General features: G+C 46.2%; 23 protein-coding genes, 2 pseudogenes and 2 riboswitches. Of the genes and pseudogenes, 5 read left to right on the forward strand and 20 right to left on the reverse strand.

The window, feature by feature from the left end:
* Nucleotides 1-116 precede the first annotated feature (116 nt).
* From rplT to EPH95_RS07865, 10 genes and pseudogenes are all read right to left on the reverse strand, one after another.
* The gene (rplT, locus tag EPH95_RS07825; protein ID WP_142088865.1) at nt 117-473 is read right to left on the reverse strand and encodes a 50S ribosomal protein L20; all 357 of its coding nucleotides are present in this window, start codon (nt 471-473) and stop codon (nt 117-119) included.
* A gap of 34 nt (nt 474-507) precedes the next feature.
* Nucleotides 508-708 carry a 50S ribosomal protein L35 gene (rpmI, locus tag EPH95_RS07830; protein WP_142088867.1) on the reverse strand — a complete coding sequence of 67 codons (201 nt, stop codon included), beginning with the start codon at nt 706-708 and terminating at the stop codon, nt 508-510.
* A gap of 16 nt (nt 709-724) precedes the next feature.
* The gene (gene infC / locus EPH95_RS07835; RefSeq protein ID WP_142088869.1) at nt 725-1,246 is read right to left on the reverse strand and encodes a translation initiation factor IF-3; all 522 of its coding nucleotides are present in this window, start codon (nt 1,244-1,246) and stop codon (nt 725-727) included.
* 879 nt (nt 1,247-2,125) lie between these two features.
* Entirely contained in the window at nt 2,126-3,481 is a 1,356-nt protein-coding gene (locus EPH95_RS07840) for a D-serine ammonia-lyase (RefSeq protein ID WP_193557009.1), read from the reverse strand.
* Nucleotides 3,482-3,517: 36 nt separating this feature from the next.
* Nucleotides 3,518-3,892, reverse strand: a complete 375-nt coding sequence (gene gcvH, locus EPH95_RS07845; RefSeq protein ID WP_142088871.1) for a glycine cleavage system protein GcvH — start codon at nt 3,890-3,892, stop codon at nt 3,518-3,520.
* Nucleotides 3,893-3,939: 47 nt separating this feature from the next.
* A complete protein-coding gene (locus EPH95_RS19485; protein WP_264372005.1) occupies nt 3,940-4,068 on the reverse strand; it encodes a hypothetical protein in 129 nt (42 codons plus the stop codon).
* Between the two features lie 13 nt (nt 4,069-4,081).
* Nucleotides 4,082-5,331: pseudogene (gene glyA / locus EPH95_RS07850) on the reverse strand (serine hydroxymethyltransferase).
* Nucleotides 5,332-5,402: 71 nt separating this feature from the next.
* Nucleotides 5,403-5,479: riboswitch (glycine riboswitch) on the reverse strand.
* A gap of 2 nt (nt 5,480-5,481) precedes the next feature.
* Nucleotides 5,482-5,587: riboswitch (glycine riboswitch) on the reverse strand.
* A gap of 144 nt (nt 5,588-5,731) precedes the next feature.
* Nucleotides 5,732-6,667, reverse strand: a complete 936-nt coding sequence (locus EPH95_RS07855; RefSeq protein WP_142088874.1) for a methylenetetrahydrofolate reductase — start codon at nt 6,665-6,667, stop codon at nt 5,732-5,734.
* Between the two features lie 32 nt (nt 6,668-6,699).
* Nucleotides 6,700-7,995, reverse strand: a complete 1,296-nt coding sequence (locus EPH95_RS07860; RefSeq protein WP_142088877.1) for a glycine cleavage T C-terminal barrel domain-containing protein — start codon at nt 7,993-7,995, stop codon at nt 6,700-6,702.
* 378 nt (nt 7,996-8,373) lie between these two features.
* On the reverse strand, nt 8,374-10,344 hold the full coding sequence (locus EPH95_RS07865; protein ID WP_142088879.1) for an oxidoreductase: 1,971 nt from the start codon (nt 10,342-10,344) through the stop codon (nt 8,374-8,376).
* Between the two features lie 357 nt (nt 10,345-10,701).
* Here EPH95_RS07865 and EPH95_RS07870 point away from each other — a divergent pair, with 357 nt between their 5' ends.
* From EPH95_RS07870 to solA, 4 genes are all read left to right on the forward strand, one after another.
* Nucleotides 10,702-11,391, forward strand: a complete 690-nt coding sequence (locus tag EPH95_RS07870; RefSeq protein ID WP_227004094.1) for a TetR/AcrR family transcriptional regulator — start codon at nt 10,702-10,704, stop codon at nt 11,389-11,391.
* Between the two features lie 150 nt (nt 11,392-11,541).
* A complete protein-coding gene (locus tag EPH95_RS07875; RefSeq protein WP_142088881.1) occupies nt 11,542-12,426 on the forward strand; it encodes a LysR family transcriptional regulator in 885 nt (294 codons plus the stop codon).
* Nucleotides 12,427-12,529: 103 nt separating this feature from the next.
* Complete coding sequence (locus EPH95_RS07880; RefSeq protein WP_227004095.1) at nt 12,530-12,949, forward strand: GlcG/HbpS family heme-binding protein; 420 nt, start codon at nt 12,530-12,532, stop codon at nt 12,947-12,949.
* A complete protein-coding gene (gene solA / locus EPH95_RS07885; protein ID WP_142088883.1) occupies nt 12,936-14,102 on the forward strand; it encodes an N-methyl-L-tryptophan oxidase in 1,167 nt (388 codons plus the stop codon). The genes EPH95_RS07880 and solA overlap by 14 nt, the downstream gene beginning before the upstream one ends.
* Nucleotides 14,103-14,205: 103 nt before the next feature.
* Here the strand turns inward: solA and EPH95_RS07890 are convergent, their stop codons facing one another.
* From EPH95_RS07890 to pxpB, 8 genes and pseudogenes are all read right to left on the reverse strand, one after another.
* Nucleotides 14,206-14,967 carry a LamB/YcsF family protein gene (locus EPH95_RS07890; protein ID WP_142088885.1) on the reverse strand — a complete coding sequence of 254 codons (762 nt, stop codon included), beginning with the start codon at nt 14,965-14,967 and terminating at the stop codon, nt 14,206-14,208.
* Nucleotides 14,968-15,015: 48 nt separating this feature from the next.
* A complete protein-coding gene (locus EPH95_RS07895; RefSeq protein ID WP_142088887.1) occupies nt 15,016-16,509 on the reverse strand; it encodes an IS5 family transposase in 1,494 nt (497 codons plus the stop codon).
* Between the two features lie 124 nt (nt 16,510-16,633).
* Nucleotides 16,634-17,833, reverse strand: coding sequence for an NRAMP family divalent metal transporter (locus EPH95_RS07900; protein WP_142091538.1), 1,200 nt, complete (start codon nt 17,831-17,833; stop codon nt 16,634-16,636).
* A gap of 41 nt (nt 17,834-17,874) precedes the next feature.
* Nucleotides 17,875-18,630, reverse strand: a complete 756-nt coding sequence (locus tag EPH95_RS07905; RefSeq protein WP_142091539.1) for a putative hydro-lyase — start codon at nt 18,628-18,630, stop codon at nt 17,875-17,877.
* Nucleotides 18,630-20,027, reverse strand: a complete 1,398-nt coding sequence (accC, locus tag EPH95_RS07910) for an acetyl-CoA carboxylase biotin carboxylase subunit (RefSeq protein WP_142088889.1) — start codon at nt 20,025-20,027, stop codon at nt 18,630-18,632. The genes EPH95_RS07905 and accC overlap by 1 nt, the downstream gene beginning before the upstream one ends.
* An 11-nt stretch (nt 20,028-20,038) precedes the next feature.
* Nucleotides 20,039-20,473, reverse strand: a complete 435-nt coding sequence (locus tag EPH95_RS07915) for an acetyl-CoA carboxylase biotin carboxyl carrier protein (protein WP_142088892.1) — start codon at nt 20,471-20,473, stop codon at nt 20,039-20,041.
* Complete coding sequence (locus EPH95_RS07920) at nt 20,460-21,476, reverse strand: 5-oxoprolinase subunit C family protein (RefSeq protein WP_142088894.1); 1,017 nt, start codon at nt 21,474-21,476, stop codon at nt 20,460-20,462. Before EPH95_RS07920 ends, EPH95_RS07915 begins: the two co-directional genes overlap by 14 nt.
* A gap of 130 nt (nt 21,477-21,606) precedes the next feature.
* Nucleotides 21,607-22,253: pseudogene (pxpB, locus tag EPH95_RS07925) on the reverse strand (5-oxoprolinase subunit PxpB); the annotation flags it as partial.
* Between the two features lie 131 nt (nt 22,254-22,384).
* Between pxpB and EPH95_RS07930 the strand changes: the two are divergent.
* Nucleotides 22,385-23,689 carry a transposase family protein gene (locus EPH95_RS07930; RefSeq protein WP_142087198.1) on the forward strand — a complete coding sequence of 435 codons (1,305 nt, stop codon included), beginning with the start codon at nt 22,385-22,387 and terminating at the stop codon, nt 23,687-23,689.
* Nucleotides 23,690-23,979: 290 nt separating this feature from the next.
* Here the strand turns inward: EPH95_RS07930 and EPH95_RS07935 are convergent, their stop codons facing one another.
* On the reverse strand, nt 23,980-24,744 hold the full coding sequence (locus EPH95_RS07935) for a dimethylarginine dimethylaminohydrolase family protein (protein ID WP_142088896.1): 765 nt from the start codon (nt 24,742-24,744) through the stop codon (nt 23,980-23,982).
* Nucleotides 24,745-24,758: 14 nt separating this feature from the next.
* A complete protein-coding gene (locus EPH95_RS07940; protein WP_142088899.1) occupies nt 24,759-25,172 on the reverse strand; it encodes a GNAT family N-acetyltransferase in 414 nt (137 codons plus the stop codon).
* Nucleotides 25,173-25,176 lie beyond the last annotated feature (4 nt).

A 25,176-nucleotide genomic window follows, 5' to 3' on the forward strand; every position in this document is an offset into this window, starting at 1 on the left:
TTTTTTCTGTCATTATTTTTTCTTTATTTTCTTAAAAATTGAATGCTGCTGGTTGGCGCATTTTACAATAAAAAAAGCGAACCCCGGGTAATGGGATTCGCTTTTAATGCTCTTGCTTATTTCAATTCAGCTTTTGCTTTTTCAGCAAGGTCTGCAAATGCATCTTTATCGTTTACAGCCAGGTCGGCAAGCATTTTACGGTTAACGTTAATGTCCGCTTGCTTCAACCCGTGCATGAGACGGCTGTACGAAAGTCCGTTCAAACGAGCTGCCGCATTGATACGTGTGATCCATAGTTTACGAAAATCACGCTTGCGCTGACGACGGTCGCGATAAGCATATTGAAGTGATTTTCTTACTTGTTGCTGGGCAGTGCGAAATAAACGATGTTTCGATCCATAATATCCTTTTGCAAGTTTTAATACCTTTTTGCGACGACTACGGGCGACTGTTCCGCCTTTAACTCTAGGCATCGTCGATCCCTCCTATTCACTCTCGATTGTATCTTTATTTTTTATAAGGGAGCATTGGCTCAACACGTTTTTGGTCACTCTTATCCATTACCGTGGCTTTTCGTAAATGCCGCTTTTGTTTTTGCGTCTGGTTACGGGACAAGTGACTCGTGAAAGCACGGTTGCGCTTCAGGTTGCCTTTGCCGGTACGTTTAAAGCGCTTGGCTGCTCCTCGGTGAGTTTTCATTTTTGGCATGGCGGTTTCCTCCTTGCTACGACTTTTTCTTATTGTCTTTGTCTGACATGGGGGCCAACATCAAAAACATGCTGCGCCCTTCCATCTTAGGCTTTGTTTCAACGGTTGCAACATCTTTCGTTTCGTCTGCAAGACGTTCCAAAATATCACGGCCAATGGATGAATGCGTAATGGCGCGACCGCGGAAACGAATGGCTGCTTTCACTTTGTCGCCTTTCGACAAAAATTTACGTGCATTGCGAAGCTTCGTATTGAAGTCATGCTCTTCAATGTTTGGACTCAAACGCACTTCCTTTACATTAACCACTTTTTGCTTTTTACGTGCTTCACGCTCTTTTTTCTGTTGCTCAAAGCGGTATTTCCCATAGTCCATGATGCGACAGACCGGTGGTTTTGCATTCGGTGCGACGAGAACAAGATCCAGTTCAGCTTGCTCGGCACGATCCAGCGCCTCTCGTTTCGATACTATCCCCACTTGGTCCCCATTCGCGTCGATGAGGCGAACCTCGCGGGCGCGAATCCCGTCATTAAGCTTCATATCCTTACGAATAAAGAGCCACCTCCATTAAATTTTTATTAGAAAACTTGGCTTTTCGCCAAGCTTTTATGGCGAAAGCCTTAAAAATAACCCATAGAAATGTGCCGACAATTGCATTGCAACATGCGCACAGCAAAGCTTTGCACACGTAAAAAGTGAGCGCCGTTTTACACACACGACACCCACTTATCCAATCCGATTCATTCGATTGCAGACCAGTCAACAACCCGAAGGCGTCGATCAGGTGAGAAGTGGGTACTTCTGCTTGTGTGCAACATGTTCAATTCTTTATTCAGTGTACAATCTGAAGGCTGGAATGTCAAGAGGGCGCATGTGGTGTGGGTAGTATGCCCCCGATGTGAGTCGGTACCTTGATTTTACGTTTTCTTCCTTTCAGAGATGTATTGGCTGGCCTCCAGAGGTACGTTGGACCTTCCATCGCACCTCTATTCAACGTTTTTCTCCTGTTCGGGGTGCGTTGGACATCCCATCGCACCCCTGTTTAACGTTTTTCACCCGTTCGGGGTGCGTTGGACATCCCATCGTACCTCTATTCAACGTTTTTCTCCTGTTCGGGGTGCGTTGGACCTTCCCGCACCTCTATTCAACATTTTTCTCCTGCTCGGGGTGCGTTGGACATCCCATCGCACCCCTGTTCAACGTTTTTCTCCTGTTCGGGGTGCGTTGGACATCCCATCGCACCTCTATTCAACGTTTTTCACCCGTTCGGGGTGCGTTGGACCTCCCATCGCACCCCTGTTTAACGTTTTTCTCCTGCTCGGGGTGCGTTGGACCTCCCATCGCACCCACGATCGAGTTTTTGCCGGTTCGAGGTCCACTTGGCCATGTTCATAGCGCCCTTATTTATATATTTTCCTTTCAAACACCCAACAGCGATTTCCCTTTTTGATAAATGGCTTTCCAATCTGTTTCCGGAATGAGCGATCCCCCTGTTGCCCATGCCACATGGGTTGCTTTCTTCATTCGCGATGATAAATCGTGATTTTCGATATAAAGAGGGTGTTTTGATAATTGCATTGGCCCTTGCAAGCCAGAAGCGGCAGAGGGTTCGACTTTTAAACCTTCTGAGCGCATCAATAGCGCTAACATTTTAAACAGCTCATCGTCTTCGACCGTATACACGCCACTGATGAGTTTTTCACTAATGGCGGTCGCAAAACTTGATGGCCTTCCGACAGCCAAACCATCCGCTTCCGTTATATTATCAATGCCAAAATCCTGGACACTTATCTTTTCATGTTTTTCCGTCAAAAGACCGATTAAGACGGATGGAGAATGGGTAGGTTCCACAAAAAAGCAATGAACGTTATCGCCGAAAATCTGCTTAAGACCGAAAGTCAGCCCTCCCGGAGATCCTCCTACACCACATGGAAGATAAAGAAACAGCGGGTGGTCCCTATCCACACGGATATCTTGTTCATCAAGTTGCGCCTTCAATTCGAAGGCCGCGATACTGTAGCCTAAAAACAAATCCCGCGAGTTTTCATCGTCGATAAAGTATCCGTTCGGATTCTCGCGGGACAACTTTCTTCCTTCATTAATCGCCTTACTGAAATCTGCGCTGTACTCATGAACGATGGCTCCGCTTTCTTTTAGCAAATCTTTTTTCCATTGTTTGGCATCCGCGGACATGTGGACCGAGACGTCGAAACCGATCGCGGCACTGACGATCCCGATGCTAAGGCCCAAATTACCGGTGGAACCTACATCAATGGCGTATTGATTGAAAAATTCCTTGAAAGCCGTAGTGGCAAATTTTTCATAGTTATCTTCCTTTGTGATCAACCCGTTATCAATCGCCAACGTTTCCGCGTGTCTGAGCACTTCAAAAATCCCACCACGCGCCTTTATGGATCCCGCGATCGGTAATTCATTATCACACTTTAAATACAAAGACCCTTCGATGTTTCCTTTATAATGATTTTCAAGTTGTGTTTGCACATTCGGGATGGGACGCAAGGGAGATTCAATGATCCCGTCGTTTTCTCGCGTTTCCGGGAACTCCCTTTCAATAAACGGCCGAAACCTTGCCCACATGTCTGCTGCTTCTTTCATATCAGCTTCACTTACCTTGAATCCGGACGAAGAAGCGTCCATCCACCTTTGTTTGAATGGATTTTCCCACCATACCGGCCTTAACGCTGTAATGTCTTCAAGAAGGGGAAATGCTTTTGCCCAACTTGCTATTGACTCACCCAACACCTGAGTATTCATGATCAATCCCTCCTTCGTGCAGATACTAAGCACGGCTTAGTCTTCTTTAGTAAAATCTTGATATCCCGTTTCACTCATCAGATCTTCAAGTCCATCCCTGTCAGCCATCTTGACTTCGATCAACCAGCCTTTGCCTTCCGGATTGTCATTGACTAATTCCGGCTCATCTTCCAATCGTTCATTTACGTTCACAACGGTGCCGGAGATCGGTACATAGATTTCCGATACGGTTTTTACTGATTCAATGGATCCGATACTTTCATTCGCGGTGACTTCGTCATCAACTTCAGGGATCTCCACGAAGACGATATCCCCAAGTTCTTGCTGCGCGTAATTTGAAATGCCGATGCGGACAATGTAATCATCTAGTGTTTCTACCCATTCATGGTCTTTGCTGTATAATTTACCCATAGATTTCTCCTTTATTAGCTATATCGTTTACGTCTTAATACGGGCAATTACCCTTTTCGATATGAAATTGGTACTTCTTGCGCGATATCAAGAGCGTCTTTCATCCGGACATCCTCTGTCCCCATCCCGAACAATCTATGGGAACTGGATGAGCCGACCATAACCGGAAGTTCCATGTTTACACTCCCCTCATACACGCGCTTCTTGTTGGAAAAGAGGAAAAGCTTTGCAGATGTCATTCGTCTTGTTTTTCGCCTTTTCAAGGACATCGGCACGACCATTGCTTCCCAGTACATCGGCAATGGTTTCACCGATATCGATCATTTCTTCTTTCCCCATCCCTCGAGTCGTCAACGCCGCCGTCCCAATTCTAATGCCGCTCGTCACAAACGGACTTTCCGGATCAAACGGGATCGTATTTTATTGACGGTAATCCCGGCTTTTTCAAGCAGTTGCTCTGCCTCTTTACCGGTTAGATTCCACGGACGGACATCGACGAGTAATAAATGATTGTCTGTTCCGCCTGAAACGAGGGCAGCACCGTTTTCTTTTAGCGTATCCCCAAGTGTGATCGCGTTTTCAACAACCTGGTTGGCGTACGTTTTGAATGAAGGCTGAAGCGATTCTTTAAAAGAAACGGCTTTTGCGGCAATCACATGCATCAACGGTCCACCTTGCAAGCCCGGGAAAACAGCCTTGTTAATCGCTTTGGCCATATCTTTGTCATTCGTTAAAACAAACCCGCCGCGAGGGCCTCTTAACGTTTTATGTGTCGTACTGGTTACGACATCCGCATGCGGCATTGGTGACGGATGAACCCTCGCTGCAATAAGTCCGGCAATATGTGCCATATCGACCATGAGTTTTGCATCAACCTTATCGGCGATTTCCCTGAATTTTGCAAAGTCAATGATTCTTGGATAAGCACTCGCGCCGGCAATGATGAGTTTTGGCTGTTCTTTTTTTGCCTGCGCTTCCAATTGATCATAATCAATTAAATGATCGTCTTCCCTGACACCATAAGAGACAACGTCAAACCACTTGCCGGAAATACTGACAGGACTGCCGTGGGTCAAATGTCCTCCGTGGGATAAATTCATCCCCATCACCTTGTCCCCGGGGGTTAACTGCGAGTAATAGACGGCCAAGTTGGCAGACGCCCCGGAATGCGGCTGTACATTCGCATATTCTGCGCCATAAAGCTCTTTCAAACGTTCGATGGCCGCGTTCTCTGCCACATCCACAAATTCACATCCGCCATAATACCTTCTCCCTGCGTAACCTTCCGCATATTTATTTGTCATGACCGACCCCATAGCTTCCAAAACATCTTCACTCACAAAATTTTCTGACGCTATTAACTCGAGCGTTTCATGCTGCCTGCCCCGTTCGTCTTCTATAGCCGAAAAAATAGTCGCGTCGTTTTCCTTTAAACTCATCGAAACCCCTCCTAAAAACTGCATGATTCTTTGGACATAAAAAAGGACAGAGAAAAGGTATCTACACCTTTTCTCTGTCCTTGTACCTGAGAGTTCAACTCCGTCGTACGGAATTTACCCCTTTGGTGGCTTAAGCGCTCTCCAGAGATGCGTCCCATTGCAGTCATTTTACCTGAGAGATTCATTCACAAGGTTTTTATGTGAATGTTGCCCCTTCGGTGCCGACATTTGAGCCAGTCTCTCCCGCAATGTTCATTCGCATATATTCATGTTCGTTGACATTAGTGTAGCAAAAAAGGTGTTGGAAGGCAATGGTTATTTTCGGGAAGCGCAAGGGGTAATAAAATCAAGGTACAATAATTAAAACAGAGAAAAAGGCCAGATAATATCGCTGTTGCAATCACGTAGCTACACGATCAAAAGTTTTTTTTAGCGTAACCAGTTCATTAAAGGTATAAATATGAAACCCGGCGATCCCGTAGTCCGACTCATTTAAGTGCGGGGTGTAGGCATTCATTAAGCCGGAGGCGTCGTATCCGTGCAACAGTTTTCCCGATAACTTTAGGTTTTTCCTGAGGAAACGAAGCGAGTCGGTCACACCAATATTAGCCGCGATGCGAAGAAGTTTATCCGGTTTCACCGGTCCGGGGATGCCCAAGTAGACAGGCAGTTGCAAGCCGGCTTCCCGCTGTTGTCGTAACCAGGCTAGGACCTGGTCGGAATCGAAACACATTTGACTCACGGCGTAGTGCACGAAAGGCGCTTTTACCAAAAGGTCCTCGGCGAGGATGTCATTATTGATGTTAGGATGCCCTTCGGGATACGCTGGAATGCCGATGCGGCGCAACCCGTGATCACGCGTGGCTAAGGAGCGCAATAGCTCGAAGCCATAGCGGTACGGGCCTAGGGGTTGCTTCTGGTCACTTCCGATGACGAAAATCTCTTCCAAACCGTTTATCCGAAGCTTATCAAGTATTCCTTCAAGGTGCTTTTCACTCCGGACCATCCTCGCTCCAATATGGGGAACCACCCCAGCGAACCGAGGTGCCAACGCGATTGCCGTGTCAATCGTAGCATCGACGCCTTTCTTTGGCGAGCAGGTGACCGTAAGTGTGGCGTGGGGCGGGAGCGCCGCCGTTGCCCGCTCAACGATACGGTTCGCGGGTATGAGCTCGAAGCGAGGTTCGTTCATTCGTCCGATCCGTTCAGCTGACGATTGTCGATCCATCATTTCCATAATTGCCATCCCCTCTTTCATTTGGAGGATAGAGATTGGAAGGTAGAGGTTGGATCTTGGGCACATCGGCTGGACGATGTCTCCGAATCCAACTTCCAACCTCTAAACGCTAACCTCCAGAAATATCACATCTAAAGCTTCCGGCCGGTCTGGGTCAAACCCGTGCCCGGGAATTCGGGTGGCTTGAACGGAGTCTCTGTAACCTCTGCCGGGACGCGCCCGCCTGCATACGGCTCGGGCAGTTGCACTTCAAGCTGCGTTCCGATAGCACTTAAAGACTCGGGCAACATCGCGTAACCGATATTACACCCTTGGGTCGGCGAATAAAATGCGGAGGTGACGTAGCCAACCGGTTTGGCCTCATTTTCCGCGTAGACGATGTAAAAATCGGCAGGGTACCAATCGATTTGCTTACCGCCCAACTTCAGGCCTGCCAGTTTGCTGGTAACCCCTTCGCTCTTGATGCGAGCCAGGGCTTCCTTGCCAACGAATCGGGATTTATTCAGGTCCACTTGCCAACCCAATCCTACCTGGTATGGATTGGTCTCCGGGTCCATGTCCTGTCCGTGGGAGAGGATCCCCGCCTCGATTCGACGGATGTGGCCCGGGGCGATCACTTTTATATTGTGAGCCTTGCCGACATCGAGGAGATGGTACCAGAGCCGTTCGGCATTGACGCTGGCGTCATAAAGGTAGATCTCATAACCGGCTTCACCCGAGAAGCCCGTGCGGGACACGATGACGGGACAACCGTTCACTTCACCCTCGAGCAGTCCGTAATAGGGGACCTCGTGGATCTGCTCACCAAACAAATCGGCCATGAGAGCCGTTGCCTTTGGGCCTTGAATTTGCACGGGGGCAACATCGATTTCTCGCACCGTACAATCAAAGGCACTCTTTAAATTGAGCGCTTGCAACCACAAGGCAATGTCAGTGTCGGAGAGAGAGAACCAAAATTCATCTTCGGCCGGACGAAGGAGGACCGGATCATTTAAGATTCCGCCTTCTTCGTTACACAAAATAACATAGCGAGCTTTTCCCACCTTGAGTTTGTCGACCGAACGCGTAATGGCCAAATCTACCAGCTTGGCAGCGTCGGGACCTTTCACCTGAATCTGCCGCTCTACCGCGACATTCCAAAGCGTGACGTCTTCAGTGAGATATTTATATTCTTGGAGGAGCCCGCCCTCCTCCAACGGCACGTAGGCACGTGGATGGTACATGTGGTTATAAATCTCATAGCACCAACAGCCGGCTTCCTGGGAAAGGTGCCAGAAAGGCGACTTGCGAACCCTTTGCGAGATCAGCATGCGCGAACCGTTATCCCCGCTTTGCCGCAGGTTAACCGGAACGTGCCTTTGCACATCCAGCACCTCAAGATCGTTAGACGTTTTGAGCTCTGCTGTTGGTTTAACCTCAAATGTCATATAAACTCCCTCCTTAATTAATGAATATTCAGATAAAATAAACTGATAAAACGCTACGAGAAATACTCACTTACTCCCCACTCATGATCACCCCCTAAACCGCTTACAATTTCGCACCATGGATTCCGCAACGTCATCAACATTTTATTTCCGTATTTCTGTAATCATGATTATTTTATATTCTTGATTATATAATAATCGGCGTATAAAGAGTTGTAAACCATATTTTGAAATTTTTACCTATAAAAATTTTTCGATAAATTTTGCGTTAACTACGATCCGTCTCTTTATCATCGCGAAAATCTGCTTCTGTAAATAAAAAACCGTATAAAGGCTCCCTCACACATTGCAAGGGAGCCTCAAACCATTTTCCATTGATTATATTGTACTTCCTACACGCACCCCTTCCGAGATCGCATCATTTAACCGGCGGGGGGAAACGGCATCACCAATAAGCTGCACTTCAAGCTCCGGAGCAGCTGCTTTTATCTGATTAAACAAACGATTATCCCCTTCTTCATAACCGATCAATACGATGATCTCATCCTTTTCAACATTCCTCTTTGTTTCCGACCACATGTCCTCTAATACATGATGGCCTTCCTTCGTTTTGACCAAATTTTTATTTGAAGACAGCGCCACATTTTTTTCTGCTAATAACCGGTATAGCTCAGGCTTTTGCATTTCATCCAAATCTTCCGCAACCGACCACAATGGGGTGGCGATTTCCACTTGGGAAGCACCTTTTTCTGCAGCAAAATGAGCCACACTGCCACCCCTGAATTTCCCTTCCCGGTCATAGACTAACACTTTACGCTCGGCATTGATCGAAATCTTGCCATCAAGAAGCTCGACATCCGTTACATAATGGTCATTTCTAGGATTAGAGCCCGTGGCAAGCACAACTTCATCAGGATTTAAAAGTAAGACACTATCCGTCGTTCCTTTTGTATCAAGGTGAACATTTACGCCGAACCGGTCTAATTCTCGCTCCAGCCATTTAATGTGCCTCCCGTAATGAGGGCGTTCGGAAGCCATAGAAGCAAAATAAACTTTGCCTCCCAGTTTATCTGCGCTTTCCAACAGATGAACCTCATGTCCGCGAATTGCTGATACGCGTGCGGCTTCCATCCCTGCCGGCCCACCACCCACAACAACAATTTTGCGTCTATGCTGTGCAGGTTTGAAATTATCCAAGGCATCGTTGCCCATGGCAGGGTTCACCGTGCAAATCACCGGCATGCCGGTGTATAATCTGCCTATGCACCCTTCCGTACAAGCAATACACGGTCTTATTTTTGAAAATTCCCCTGTCTTTGCTTGCTGTGGCATATCCGGATCCGCGATAATGGCCCTTGTCATGCCCACAAGATCACAATCCTTATCTGTCAAAGCCTGTTCCGCCTGTCCAGGGTCAAGATTCCGCCCGGCCGCTAAAACAGGGACAGAAAGTTGCGCTTTCATTTTTCGTGCCGCATGATTAAACGTCCCTCTTGCAAATGTATCTCCGGGAACCACTGCTGCCTGGGCGCGATAGGTCGCCCCGGTACCACCGCTAATGTTAAACATATCAATGTATCCTGTTTCATCAAGTTTTGTGGCAATTTCGAGCATATCGTCCTGATCAAGATCAAGCGCATCGGTTTTTGGGTCACCGGTCATTCTAAAGCAGATAATGAATTCCCTTGATACAGCCTCTCTAACCGCTTGAAGCACCTCCATTGAAAAGCGCATACGGCCGGTAAAGTCTCCCCCATATTTATCCGTCCGATGGTTAAGGGCGGGGCTCCAAAACTGTTCAATTAAGTGTCCGCTAAAGGACGTGATTTCAATCCCATCCCAACCACAACGCTCTAAACGCTTAGCAGCGTCAGCAAAGGATTGGACGATTGGAGGTATTTCTTCAATACGCAAAACGTGAGGAGTCTCACGATGCACATCTTCCGGAATGGCAGAAGGTGCTTGTATTGGGCGGCTACTGACCGACGAATCCGCACGCCTTCCCATATGGGTGGCCTGAGACATGATTAAAGCACCGTGTGCATGAACACGGTCGGCAAGCTCCTTCAATAAAGGTTCATTCCGCTCATCCCATAAACTTATCGAGCCGTAGGAAGCCGATGATTCCTCATAGACACTAGCCGAACCAAACGTCATTACGATTCCGGCACCACCTGCAGCTTTTCTTTCTTCATAACCAACATGGCGCTCATTGATGAGGCCCGTGCCATTATCCCACGCGACAGCATGTGCAGTTGATACAATTCGATTTTTAGCTTCTTTGTTCCCTATTTTTAACGGACTAAATAAGGTTTGCAAATCAGCTTGCACCATTGGATGATCACTCACTGGTATCCCCCTCCCTAATCTCCCGTGACAAAAACCACCGTCAACAACAGAAGAAAAGCCTCCTTTTTTAAAATCATAATTTTCTGTTTTTTATTCGAGCAATTACCTTTTCCAGCATAGCTGCAAGTGCTCGAATACCCTCTTCTTAACCCGCCATTTAATGTAATCATGATTATAACATATTTGTGATTATATAATAATCACTATATAAAGAATTGTAAACCGATTTTGAAATTTTTTCTTCTAAAGATTTCCGACACCATTAGAGCCATTATTGCCGCACGAGGGCCAAATGTGCTAGATTGATAAAGAGATTAGTCGGGTTTCACAATCTCCTGTCAGAAATGAGGTGGAAGCTTGGATAAAAAGGCAATTCAAACCGTCCGGATGATGAGATATTTTATAGATGCCACCGTCCAAATCATTGAAGAGGAAGGATTTGATAACGTCACCATCCGAAAAGTATCTGATTTGGCCGGTTATAACAGTGCAACCATTTATAATTACTTCAGTGAACTTTCTCACCTGATATTCTATGCCTCATTACAGTTTTTAAAAAAATACACATCAGCACTCCCCGCCTATATGTCGAAAGGAAACAACCCCCTGGAAAGATTCTTGCTTATGTGGGAATGCTTTTGCAAATATTCCTTTGCTGAACCGCATATTTATCATGCCATTTTCTCCTCAAATGTTGGAGGGGGATCAAAAGAATTGATGGATGAGTATTACGATCAGTTCCCGGATGATCTCGACGACCTGCCCACGGAACTAAAGCCGATGTTCATGGAGTTTGATATGGCAAACAGAGAACGCATCGCAATTGGGGAATGTGTTGAAGCGGGATACATTAAGAAAGAAAACGCAGAACACCTCCAGGAGATGATTAAACTGACCTGGCAAGGCATGTTGACCCTCGTTTTAAACCGGAGATATGACTATTCCGCGGAAAAAGCAACAGAAATTACGATGACATACATTAAAGAAATCGTAGAAAATGCCAATTCGTTTTCCTTTGAATTTACTTTGGATTCCCAGGATCGTTGATTTGGCTGCTTGACAAGAGGCTCCCGCACAAATGACAAGGGAGCCTTATATTTCTCCAAGGCCAAAGTCGTGCATAAGGTTTATTTCATAGTTTTAATTTTGTCGCAACATTCGGATGTATATAAGGATTAAAAAGAAAGGCGTTTTAAGATGGAAATCAAGGATTTAAAAATATTCAAGACTGTGGCGTTTTATGGAAGTGTCAGTAAAGCGGCTAATGAGTTAAGTTATGTGCAATCCCATGTTACGACAAGAATCCAACTGTTAGAGAAAGAATTAAACACCCAATTATTCCACCGTAACAGTCGCGGAATGAAATTAAATCCAGAAGGGAAAAAATTATTATCGTACACTGATAATGTTCTATCAATGCTCGATGAAATGGTTAAAGTTGTTCAAGATTCGGAGGAACCATCCGGGGAACTTGATTTAGGCACAGTTGAAACGATCATACGACTCCCTCATATTTTATCTACTTATCACGAGGATTACCCTAACGTAGATTTATCTTTGGTCACGGGAGTAACCGAAGACCTTGTCCAGCAAGTCATCACCCACCAATTAGACGGTGCCTTTGTCACCGGATTTGAAGAACATCCTAAAATAACTCAACATGATGTTTTTCATGAAGAATTAACGCTAATATCAAATAAAGCTATGACGATCGACGAAATTGTCCATAAGCCATTGCTTGTCTTTAAATCCGGATGTAGCTACCGTGCAAAATTAACAGAATGGATAAAAACGGAAGGGATACACCCGGCTAAAATTATCGAATTTGGCACGCTGGAAACCATTCTAGGCTGTGTTGTGTCCGGGTTAGGTGTAACGCTACTCCCAAAATCCACCATCCAACATTTAGAAGAAGACGGTACGGTTTCCACCATGAAGCTCCCTGACAAATACAGTCATGTAACAACCGTATTTATTCGTCAATCCGATGCGTATTTAACGAATTCAATGAAAAAATTTATTGAAACGATTCAAACGACAACGGACACGAAGACCGGTTTATTAAGGTATCATTTTCAATGATCGAAGATATCGATCATAGTCATTTTACGTGATATAGCTGGGCACATATACTATAAACAAATGCCATGCATTTTTGAATATTCATTTTTTGGAGGGGATTTTGTTGAATTTAAACGATGCAAAAACATTAATTGAGGCTGCTGAACAAGAATCACAAAACCTTGGCGTATCGATGGTAATTTCAATCATGGACGAAGGCGGCAACCTCACCGCTACCCATCGAATGGACGATGCGTGGCTCGCCAGTATCGATATCGCGCAGAACAAAGCGTGGACATCCGTCGCGCTTAAAATGCCGACATCCAATCTGGAAGAAGCCACGGTACCTAGCGGTAGTCTATATGGACTAAACACGACAAATCAAGGAAAAATTGTCGTATTCGGTGGCGGGATCCCGTTGATTAAAGACGATAAAGTCGTCGGTGCTGTCGGTGTCAGCGGAAGCACGGTCGAGCATGATGTACAAGTAGCGGAAGCTGCAGTTACAAAGTTTGAAGGAAGCCTCACCCATGGGCAAAAATGATTATGATGCCATCGTTGTCGGAGCAGGTTCTATGGGAATGGCCGCCGGCTACTATTTATCCAGACAAGGAGCAAAAACACTGCTCATCGACGCTTTCGACCCTCCGCATACCCAAGGTAGCCACCACGGGGAGACGCGTATTATTCGCCATGCTTACGGAGAAGGAAGAGAATATGTTCCTCTGGCATTAAGAGCGCAAACATTGTGGGATGAATTGCAGCAAGAAACGGACGAGACCATTTTTGAAAAAACCGGGGTATTAGGATTTGGACCAGAGGGATCAGCTTTTATTGACGAAGCGATCGCGAGCTCCAAAGAATATTCCCTGTCTCTTGATTTGTTGGATGCCAGCGAAATCCATGAACGCTGGCCGGGGATCCAACTTCCGGAAGGGTACAAAGGCTGTTTTGAACCCGATTCCGGCGTTCTTTACAGCGAGAATTGTATCCGAGCCTATCGTCGATTGGCCGAAAAAAACGGTGTAAGCATTGTGCCTAATACACCGGTGAAAAATATAGACGCTGACACAGATTCCGTTTCTATCAAAACTGATGATGAAACGTATACCGCGAAAAAATTAATCATTAGTGCCGGAGCTTGGAACAAAGATGTGCTAGGACATTTAAATATAGATGTACCGCTGCAACCGACCCGTCAAACAACGACCTGGTTTGACTCCGATCCATCTTTATATGACGCCAATGGTTTTCCTGCTTTTTTCGTTGACGTACCATCCGGTGTTTATTATGGATTCCCCAGCCTTGATAGCAGCGGCTTGAAAATTGGACGCTTCGATACCGGAGAAAAAGCTGAACCGGCTTACATCAACCGTGAATACGGGATATACCCGGAAGATGAAGGGCATGTCCGCACATTCCTGGAAACCTATATGCCCCAAGCAGCAGGTAACGTAAAGCAGGGACGTGCTTGTATTTTCACTCGAACACCGGACGAACATTTCGTTGTCGATCTACACCCAAAACATTCCAATATTGCCATCGCGGCAGGCTTTTCCGGACACGGCTTTAAATTTGCAAGTGTTATCGGAGAAATTTTAAGCCAATTGGCTTTGGATGGACAGACAGAACATGATATTTCCATCTTTTCTCTTTCGCGACCTGCCTTACAACAAAGTGAAAATGCTTTGGGTTAATGAGTGTGCACAGGAGGATTCCCCTGTGCACTTTTTTAGCTTATACAACTAGGTGTGCTATCACGCACCTTTTGTTTTCATGCGTCTAACACGACTTATTTTTTCATCCCCCTATCGCCTGTATTTGAACCCCCGCATTTTCCACCTTTTCACGAACATTTTTCGCGAAATCAAGGGCGTATGCCCCGTCCCCGTGTATACATACGGTTTCTGCGTGTATGTCCACATCTTTTCCTTGCTGAGAGCGCACTTTTTGTTCGCCAATCATACGAATGACTTGATTGGCTGCTTGGTCGGCATCTTCGATCAAAGCGTTAGCTTCACGCCGGGAAGTTAATGTCCCGTCTTCCTGATATGTCCGATCGGCGAAAACTTCGCTCCCCGTCTTTAAGCCCATGTTTTTTCCGGCTTTGAGAAGTTCTCCTCCGGCAAGGCCAAAAAGAATAAGCTCCGGATCAATATCATAGACCGCCCGAGCGATTGCCTCGGACAATTCAGGCTCTTTCGTTGCTCGGTTGTAGAGCATTCCGTGTGCTTTCACGTGACGCATCCGGCCACCTTCGGATTGGACAATCCCCCACAAGGCACCGACTTGATAAGCAACAATATCGTAGGCTTCTTCAGGCAAAAGATCTATATGACGCCTCCCGAAACCCATGAGATCTGGAAGACCCGGATGTGCACCAATGGCAGCGCCATTCTCGATGGCGAGCCGCACCGTTTTTCTCATTGTGGAAGGGTCACCCGCGTGAAAACCACAGGCGATATTGGCTGAAGAGATATAGGGAAGAATTTCTTCATCTGCCCCCATTTTATAAACACCAAAACTTTCACCCATGTCACAGTTCATATCAATCGTTGTCATTTCAAATTCCTCCTCTAATTAGGGGTTGCTGAATGACCTACCGTTCATTCACGCAACCTTGGGGGAGCCTTCTGAACATCGAACGTCCTGAACCAAATACATGAAAAAAATAAAAAAAGAATGCTCCCGAAGGGCTTTCGAGAGATTCATGACGAGCACTTGGAGGGAAATCACTGTTTCACTGGTATTTCGAAGGCATGCTCGAATAAGACCAAGGCCATAGGTGCGCTTTCCTTCACCGAATTTCCCTTCGATGGCATTTCGTTCTGCGGCATCCTGCTTCTCGATCTGCTTTTGTTCTTTGGATTCTTGTTTGGGAGGACGGCCCAGCTTGGGACCCGTTAGGCGAATCCCGCGTTCCTTGCAGTACTTTCGGTTCTCGCGTGTGAGATAAATCTTATCCGCCAAAACAGCTTCGGGATAAACGCCAGCGCGCTGCGCATAGGCTTCCACGGCGCCAGGAAGATCAGCGGCTTCGTGATACGCATCCCACTGCAAGTTGTCGAGAAACGCCCATCCGTCTACCAGGCTCATGGACAACTTGGCGCCAAACTCCACGTTCGTATGGGCCTTTCCACGAACAATCGGCCGAACATGAGGTTGGTGAATGCTAACGATCCGATCCTCAATGCGGTGGGTCTTTGAATCATACATCTGCCTTTGTTGGCGATACAATTCTTGGATGACAAAGAGTTCACCGTACTGTTTACGGCTGAGTCGGTCGAGTCCGGATTGAAGAGACAGTTTCTCCAGATGGTTGAGATCTCGCTCCACATAGCCTAGCTGCTTTCGAATCGCTTTCCGTACCTTCTTGCGTTTCGGGCTTTTCTGTTTGGCAATGGACAGGTAAGACTTTCGAGCTTGGTTCCGGTAAGTTCGAGGTTTCTTCCGGCTTCCACGGAATGGTTCGTGCAACACGTCAATCATCGTTTCCAGCTTTTCACGGGCTTCATTCAAAAGTTTCAAGTCCGTTGGGTAGGTGATAGCTGCAGGTGCACACGTGGCATCGATCAAGAGCTTTCCTTGATGTGTCTCCGCGGCGTCTGTCTCCTTCTTTTTTTCTTCAGCGGGCGCTGAAGATGAAGGCGTTCCGCGATGATCATCATCGTCATCGCCATCGCCACTATCTTTTTGAGATTGTTGGTCTTCCACGATCCACGCATTGACTTGATCGATCATCTCACGGGATATACGTTTACGAAAGTGCGTCATGGTCGAAGCATCGAAAGGCGCTGTTTCAGTGAATTCAGGCAGGCCAAGGAAGTATTGCAGGTACGGATTCTCGGTCATCTGTTCGACGGTTTCACGGTCACTCGTGCCTAGTTTCTCTTTGATAATCAGGGCACCCAGAGCCATTCGGACCGAATACGCTTGATTCCCTTGTGTCAGGTCCTTGAGGGTTTCCTTATACGCTTCTTCTACTTTCCACCACGGGATCAAGCTTGCCAGCACGACCCAACGGTTATCCGGGTTCAATCGGCCACCGAATGGTAGAAAAAAGTCATCGGGTAAAAGCATTTGATGTTCCGAATGGTGATACATGATTTCGTCCTCCAGGTGCAAGGTTTTTTCGTCTCTTTGTAGACTTTCCTTTGCACTTTACTTCGACAAAAATAGCGAAAATCCTTGTTAATAAGGGAATTTTTATCTATTCAGCAGCACCTAATTAGTTAAACCAGAGTGCCACGATTTCTTCAAAAGCGATAATACTTGCCCCAATCGTAAAAAGAACAGTTATCGCTCCAAAAACAAGAAGCCAAGTCGGATGACGATAATCGCCGACAATGGATTTTTTTCGGGAGGCAATTAAAATCGTCGTAAGTACGATCGGCAAGATCATCCCATTAACTGCACCAGCGAGAATTAAGAGTGTGACCGGCTCCCCAATCGCGATAAATATCAAAGAGGATATCGTAATAAAACCGGCAATAAACCAGCCGTTGTATTTTTCGAAAATGGGATGAAAGGAACGTAAAAATGAAATGCTCGTATAGGCCACACCGATGACGGAACTAATGGCAGCGAACGTCAAGACAATCCCGAACATGTAGTATCCAACATCACCAAGCGCGTATAGAAATGGAGTCGCGGCGGGGTTATTTTCATCCAGAGTAATACCGGATGTGACGACGCCCAAAAACATTAAAAAGAGAAATACACGCATAACGCCCGTCGTTAATATTCCCAACACTGACGCATTGCTGACAAACCCGACATTTTCCTTTCCGGTAATCCCCGCGTCTACGAGCCGGTGGCCGCCGGCAAAAGAAATATAACCGCCGACCGTACCGCCGACAATCGTCACTAGCGGCAAAAGAAGCACTACGTAATTCTCCTCGGGGAAGATTGTTTGTACCAATGCCTCCGTATAAGGAGGGTCCGTGTTTAACATAACATAGCCGGTCATAAGAATCATAACCACACCGGCAATTTGCACGATCACATCCATAATGCGGCCAAAATGCCGGACGGAAAAAATGATAATCGTGAATACCGTAATAATAATGGCTCCTATTTCTACCGGCAAGTCGAAAAGTACGTTTAACCCGAGTCCCGCTCCGCCCAGATTGCCAATGTTAAAGGCAAATCCGCCGAAAATAATTAGGCCGGCAACGAGATATCCTAACCCAGGCAATACTTTGTTCGCGATCTCCTGGCCGCGCTGGCCTGATACGGAAATGACACGCCAAATATTCAGTTGCACGCCAATATCAATGACGAGCGAAGCCACGATCGCGAATGCAAAACTGGCCATATAATCTTGCGTGAAGGACGCCGTTTGCGTCAGGAAAGCCGGTCCGATGGCTGAAGTAGCCATTAAAAAAATGGCACCGCGTAAAAATTTATTACGCTCCTTACTGGTCATTGGATGATTCAGCCCATTGCTCAAAGAAAATCCCTCCTTCTCTAAATGACGCCGAGTCTTTCATTTCTTACATCGGTAATAAACATATGTCCCGGCGCGTGTGTGATCATCAATTCCGGTTTACTCTCCATCGCCACGGATTGCGGCGTCACACCGCATGCCCAAAATACCGGCACTTCATTTTCATTAATAGAAACGGCATCCCCGTAATCGGGCTCGTCCAAATCCGAAATCCCAATAAAGGCTGGGTCACCGATGTGTATCGGCGCCCCATGCACATCCGGAAAACGGGAGGTCACCTGGACCGCCCGCACGACATGATCTTTCGGTATCGGGCGCATACTGACGACCATCGGTCCGTGAAAAATACCGGCTGGTTCCGTTTGAATATTCGTCTTGTACATCGGGACATTGCACCCTTCATCGTTATGGCGCATTCCAATGCCATTAGCAATAAGTGCTTCTTCAAATGTAAAACTGCATCCCAATAAGAAAGCGACCATATCATCTTGCCAATACTCGGTAATATCCATAACTTCCCGGGCAAATTTTCCATCTCTATATATGTGATACTTTGGCACATCCATGCGCAAATCGGCTTCCGGTGCGAATTTACGCGCGACCGACGACCCTGCTTCACTCACATCAAGCACCGGACATGACTTTGGATTTCGTTGGCTAAACAGCAAAAACTCAAAAGCGAGGTCTTTTTTCAAAATAACGAGATTGGCCTGGGTAAATCCCCCGGCATGACCAGAGGTCGGACTTGTCATCTCTCCGCACCGGATTTTTTCCATCAACTGCTGTTTCTCATCCAATTTGACCCCCCCTTTTCTTCCAATGCTTTTATAAGTTCTTCCCCATGTTCTTCAATAAAATGAATATCATAATCGCTGTTTTGAAACCTCGGATCATCAAACAATTGCAATTGGAAAGGAATCGTCGTCGCAACCCCTTCGATTGTTGTCTCTTGTAATGCACGTTTCATTCGCATGATCGCCTCTTCCCGAGACGCTCCTTTTACAATAACTTTGGCCACCATTGAGTCGTAGTACGGCGGGATCACAGCACCTGAGAAAACTCCCGTATCCACACGCACATGATACCCTCCAGGCACCATAAAGCTCTGAATGGTCCCCGGTGTCGGCCGAAAGGCGTTTACCGGGTCTTCGGCGTTCACTCTGCACTCGATCGCCCAGCCGCTCATCTCGATATCTTCTTGATCATATTCAAGTTCTTCGCCCGCAGCCACGCGAATTTGTTGCTTTACTAAATCAACGTTTGTAATCATTTCTGTTACCGGATGCTCAACTTGAATACGAGTGTTCATCTCCATAAAATAAAACTCACCGTCTTGGTCCATTAAAAATTCGACCGTGCCAACCCCCTCATAATGGACAGACTTGGCGGCACCCACGGCAGACTCGCCGATTTTCTTTCGGAGTTCTTTAGAAACAACAGGAGAAGGGGCTTCTTCCACGAGTTTTTGATGGCGGCGCTGAATGGAGCAATCCCTTTCACCGAAATGCACGACGTTCCCGTGTTGGTCCGCGAGAACCTGAACTTCAACATGGCGGGGATTACGAATATATTTTTCAATGAAAACATCCGGATTGCCGAAAGATTTTTCAGCCTCCGAACGGGCTTGTTCAAAGGCACGTTCAAGTTCGTTTTCTTCTTGTGCCAAGCGCATGCCCTTCCCGCCGCCTCCTGCAACTGCTTTAACCATCACCGGGAAACCAATCTCTTTTGCAACTTGCTCAGCATCGTCTTTCGTGGGAACAATGCCATTAGATCCGCTCACAGTTGGAACACCGTTACTTTTTACCGTCTCCAAGGCAATGTCTTTTGCTCCCATTTTACTCATGGCATCAACGGAGGGACCGATAAATGTGATCTCATTATCCGCACAAACACGTACAAACTCCACATTTTCCGAGAGGAATCCATAGCCGGGATGAATCGCGTCGGCCTTCGTTTCTTTGGCGACCGTGATAAGCCTTTCCATGTTCAAATAACTGTCTTGCCCAGGTCCCGAGCCGATACAGATGCTTTCATCGGCAAGTTGTGTATGTAAGGCCCCTTTGTCAGCTTTGGAATAAACAGCTACCGTTTTTATCCCTAGCTCCATGCAAGTACGTATGACACGGACGGCAATTTCCCCCCGGTTTGCAACCAATATTTTTTTAAACATCCGTCGTGCGTTCACCCTTTCCTTACCTTGAACAATTCGTCTTCATATTCAACGAATGTCCCATCTTCCACGAGCACTTCCGTGATTTCACCCTCCACATCCGCGCTGATTTCATTGAAAAGTTTCATCGCTTCCACTACACCGACAACCGTATCGTTGCTTACGTAATCTCCTTCTTTAACGAATGGTTCCGCGTTCGGTTCAGAAGCTCTGTAAAAAGTGCCGACGGTTGAAGATTTAATCGTATGCACATCCGTATCTTCGTTCGAAGATACTTCTTCTTCATTTTTTTCTTCTATTTTCGTTTCCGTTTTTCTACTCAAAGCCGATGCTTCACCGCTTTTTAACAACTCGACTTCCATTTCGCCATTTTTTATTTTTACCCTTTCTAGCCCTTGTTCGTTTAGTGACTTCATCAACGCTTGAATTTCTTCAACTGAATACATCTGTATCCCCCCATTTCAAATGAATGCCAATCTCCCTTTCACGCATAGCTTTCTCTTGCCGAATCAAGAGTGATTCCGCTTCTTCCAACGTTATTTTTTCAAAAGACACCGGCTCATTTGGGCGCGATTGCGCAATCTTTCCAATATCCACCGCCGCCACTTGCGCAAAGCGTGGATACCCTCCTGTCGTCTGCCGGTCAGCCATTAAGACGATCGGTTGCCCGTCACTGGGAACTTGAACAGTTCCAAAAGCGACCGGTTCCGATAACAGACTGGTTGATTCCCTTCGCTTCAACGGTTCATTCGATTGGAGCCGGTAGCCCATACGGTCCGAGCGCGAGGATACCGTATAGGATTGTTGGAAAAACTGCTTTTGGCTCGTTGATGTAAATTGATCGAAATGCGTTCCCGGGAACACTCGGATCGTCTTGCGGGAGCGTTCCAACAGCGGCCCGTTCGCTCCCCATTGTTCTGCCAGTGGCTTTCCTGAAGCTTTTTCGGAAATGGATTGTAAACGCTTTTTTGCTTTTTCTTTCTTTTTTCCGACATGTAAACGGTCACCTTTATCCAGTGAACGGCCTTCCAATCCACCGATGCCAGCCCGGACATAAGTACTTTTACTATCCATCACAACCGGCACATCTATACCACCGGCCACCGCTAAGTAAGCACGAGAACCATGGTTTGCCGGTTGAAAGTTCAAGTTGCTTTTAGCGGGAATAAAAATAGGCACCCCAAGCGAGAAGGGAGTCCCATTAATGACGGGAACTATCCCTCCGCCCGTGACAGTGATCAGACAGTCCGCTTCCATTTTGATTTCAGGGCCATTTAACGTTAACTCCAACACGGCGTCATTTTCATCGTTGCCGACAATCATATTTGCCGTTCGGAGGGAAATTCGGTCCATTGCGCCGCTTTCCAAAACCCCTTGATGAAGAAATCCGTTTCGCCCCAAATCCTGCACTGTTGTGAACAGGCCCGGCTTTACGACTTGCAAACTCACACATCCCCTCCTTATACGCATGAAACTCCTCTCGCGTGATTGCTTTAAATTCGATCTTATCTCCTGATTTCAATAAGCTAGGTTGATCACGGGCGGGGTCAAATAAAGTGAGCGGCGTTTGGCCGATCAGCTGCCAGCCACCCGGCGTCTCGATGGGATAGATCCCTGTCTGCGGTCCAGCTATTCCGACACTCCCGGCGGGGATCTTCGTACGAGGCTCACTTCTTCGGGGGTGGCAATCTCTTTCGGCATCCCGCCAATAAACGGAAATCCCGGAGCGAAACCCATCATGTAGACCAAATAGTCCCCATTGGTGTGAAGACGGATCACTTCTTCTTCCGTCAGTTTGTTCTCCTCCGCCACATGCCTTAAATCAGGACCAAATTCTTGATCGTAACAGACAGGAATCGTTACCGTCTTTGTCTCTTCTTTCCGATCGGTCCAATCACTCATGCTCTCTATTTTTTTCTGCAATTGCTCCAAAACATGTTCACTTGGTGAGCCGTTTTTATTCATCGACTTATGAACCTTCATATAATCAAAAAAAACCGTTACGCCAACATAGCTGGGCACACTTTCAACGTAGCCCGGAAAAGGCGATTCCTCCAACGTCTTCATGAATGCCTTAACTCGCGTATGTATGTCCGGATCTATATCGTTGCCAAAAACAATATTTACAGCGTTCTCTGCCAAGGCGTAATACTTCGGATCATCAACAGATGCAGGCATACAAACCTCCTTAACCCTCCAATAAAATGCGAATGGCAAAGCTATCATATCACTTCAGCACTGAAGAGTAAATATTTTTCGTACTAAATTCTATCAAATATACCTCTAGAATATTCCAAAAATGGTATAATGAAGTATACCAAATACTTCTATAAGGCGTATTCTAGGGGGAATGTGAAATGGTGACCAGGAAAGAAAAAAGGGAGCTCGATAAGGACGCGAACTATTTTTTCGAGTTCGTAAAAATCAAGGAACATTTCTGTAAGGATCTCGATCGAAAATTGAAACGTGTGAAAGATCCCAGACATCAAAGCTATGTGACGTATGGCCCCGATCTCTTTCTTCTAATGATCATTATAAAGAATGCATCGAATTGTAAAAGCATGAGGGAGATGAGCCATCAATTAAATCGAGACGAATGCATCGAAAACCTCAAAAAGGTCTTGCGACTGGAAAGCCTGGACGAAATCCCGCACTACGACACGATCAATGACTTTTTAATGAATGTATCGCCTGAGGAACTGGAACATATCCGAACCTACATCATCCAAGAATTATTGAAGAAGAGAAGCTTGGAGAGATACCGAATCAAAGGCGGTTATTGGGGTGTCATCATTGATGGGACAGGTCTTTTCAGTTTTAACGAAGAGCATTGTGACCACTGTTTGAGACGGGTTTACACCGATGAAGAAACTGGAGAGAAACGAACGGTGTACATGCATCATGTGCTCGAAGCCAAATTGATGGTCGGCGATATGGTATTGAGCATCGGCTCCGAGTTCATTGAAAATGAATCGAAGGATGTGCCCAAACAAGATTGCGAACTCAAGGCTTTTTATCGATTAGCAGAAAAACTTAAAGAGACATTCAAACGGTTGCCGATCTGTATTCTGGGCGATAGCCTTTATGCCTGCGAAGGCGTTTTTCAACTATGTGAACAGTATCGTTGGAAGTATATTCTCCGGTTTAAAGAAGGCCGCATCCAAAGTTTAGGAGACGAATTTCAAGCCCAAAAAAAGCTAGAGAAATCCACGATGAAAAATGTCTTTTGGGCAAATGATCTAGCCTACCAAGCCAGAACGGTGAATATGTTAGAGGGAATGGTCGAGGAACAGGAAAAACAAAAACAGTTTTTATTTTTGACCAACATCCAGGTGAACGAGCGAAATGCGAAGGCGCTGATCAGTGCGGGTCGCAGCCGCTGGCACATTGAAAACCAAGGATTCAATCATCAAAAAAATCATCGCTATCATATTGAGCATGCAAATAGCCATGATTATCAAGCGATGAAGAACCATTACCTGCTTACGCAAATCACGGATATCCTCATGCAACTGTATGAAAAAGGGTTGGACGTGCTTAAAAGGACCAGAAAAAGCAAAAAAGAAATATCCTCAAACTTGTTAGAAGCCATTCGCACACGGTTGCTAACAGATGAGGATATCTCGCACCTTAAAAAACCTATACAGGTAAGGCTTACCTGATGGGTTTAGTATAGCAAGGATGTGATGCCAATAAAAGACCGAACGAAAATTTTTTAAAAAATACCATCCGAAAATTCGGCTTGTCTTTTTTGTCGAAATGACCGGAAAATAAAATGGAAAAATTTTACTTAAAAATAAAATGCCTTTCTCTGATGACAGGCATATGATTAAATTTACTCCTCACAGCTGATATCACTTCCACAATCTTGTAAAATACCCTTTCGTATGTTTCTTTGTGTGAAAAGGTGAGATTCTAAACAAAAGAGACTGTCTTTTTTGGACAGTCCTTTTTAAAATCGGAGCGACAGGCACGTCAAACTGCCGTCTTTTTTCTGAAATTCTGTTGCTTCTACCTCAATGATCGGGAAGCCTAACGATATGAGTTGCCGGTGTGTGTCGGGAAACCCTTTTGGCATGAGGATGTGATCGTTCACGCGAAGGCTGTTAGCCGCGTATGCTTCTTTCTCAGGTACGATTATTTTGTTAAAAGAGGAGAACGCTGAAACGTCGACAAATTCACCAGCGACGAGCATATGGTTGTCGCCAATATAGGTGGCACCGGTTTTCAGGTGAAGGAAGTCGTTTACGGGGATAAACGATGCTGTATACCCATATTTTTCGACGATAGCCCGAAATTGCTCGGCTCCTTCACGGTTGGTCCGTTCGGATAGGCCGACATAATAATGATCCTCCCCATGGATCACATCGCCGCCATCTAAATATCCGGGCGTGCCGATCGTTTCGATGTTGTTATAAAAACGTTCCAACACCTTTTTCATGTCGTGTTTTTCTCCGGTACGGGAAGGTGCACCCGGGTTCGTTATAATCGCGAAATTGGATGCCACGACCGCTGGGTCCTCGACGTAAAGCGAGTCCGGATATTTTTCATCTGCCTCGAGAACCGTTACTTCAAGCCCGCACGATTGCAATGCTTCCACATACTGTTCATGTTGTTTACGTGCCACATGGATATCCGGCGGTCCCAGCTCTTCATCATCACTGAGGCCGTCGACATAGCTTTCCGCTACTTTCCGAACGATCGCTTTTGAAAACATATGAGGGCCCTCCGTTAAACCAAAAATTTTCTCATATAGTATTGGCATTCTCCTTCGATTGGATACCCATCCATCTTGCCTACAATCTCAAAACCGTGCTTTGTGTAAAAATCCGGCGCTTGCCAACTTAGTGTTTCCAAATATATCATTCGGCACGAGTAGCTGTGAGCTTCCGTTTCCATTCGCTGCAACAGTTGACTGCCAAACCCCCGGCCTTGGTAATTGGGATGCACGGCAAACAGTGAGATGTGCATATTACTCCAAAACATCTCACCATTAATGCCGGCAACAACCTCCCCTTCATCGCGAATCACAAAACAGATCAATGTCTTTTCCCGATTAATAAACGCGGGGCGTTTAGCTGCCGTATCTGTTTGCAAATGTTTGCTGATCGCTTCCTTTGCCTGTTCGTAATCGACGCGTTCCATGAAC

The sequence above is a fragment of the Salicibibacter halophilus genome (assembly GCF_006740705.1).
Lineage (GTDB): Bacteria > Bacillota > Bacilli > Bacillales > Marinococcaceae > Salicibibacter > Salicibibacter halophilus.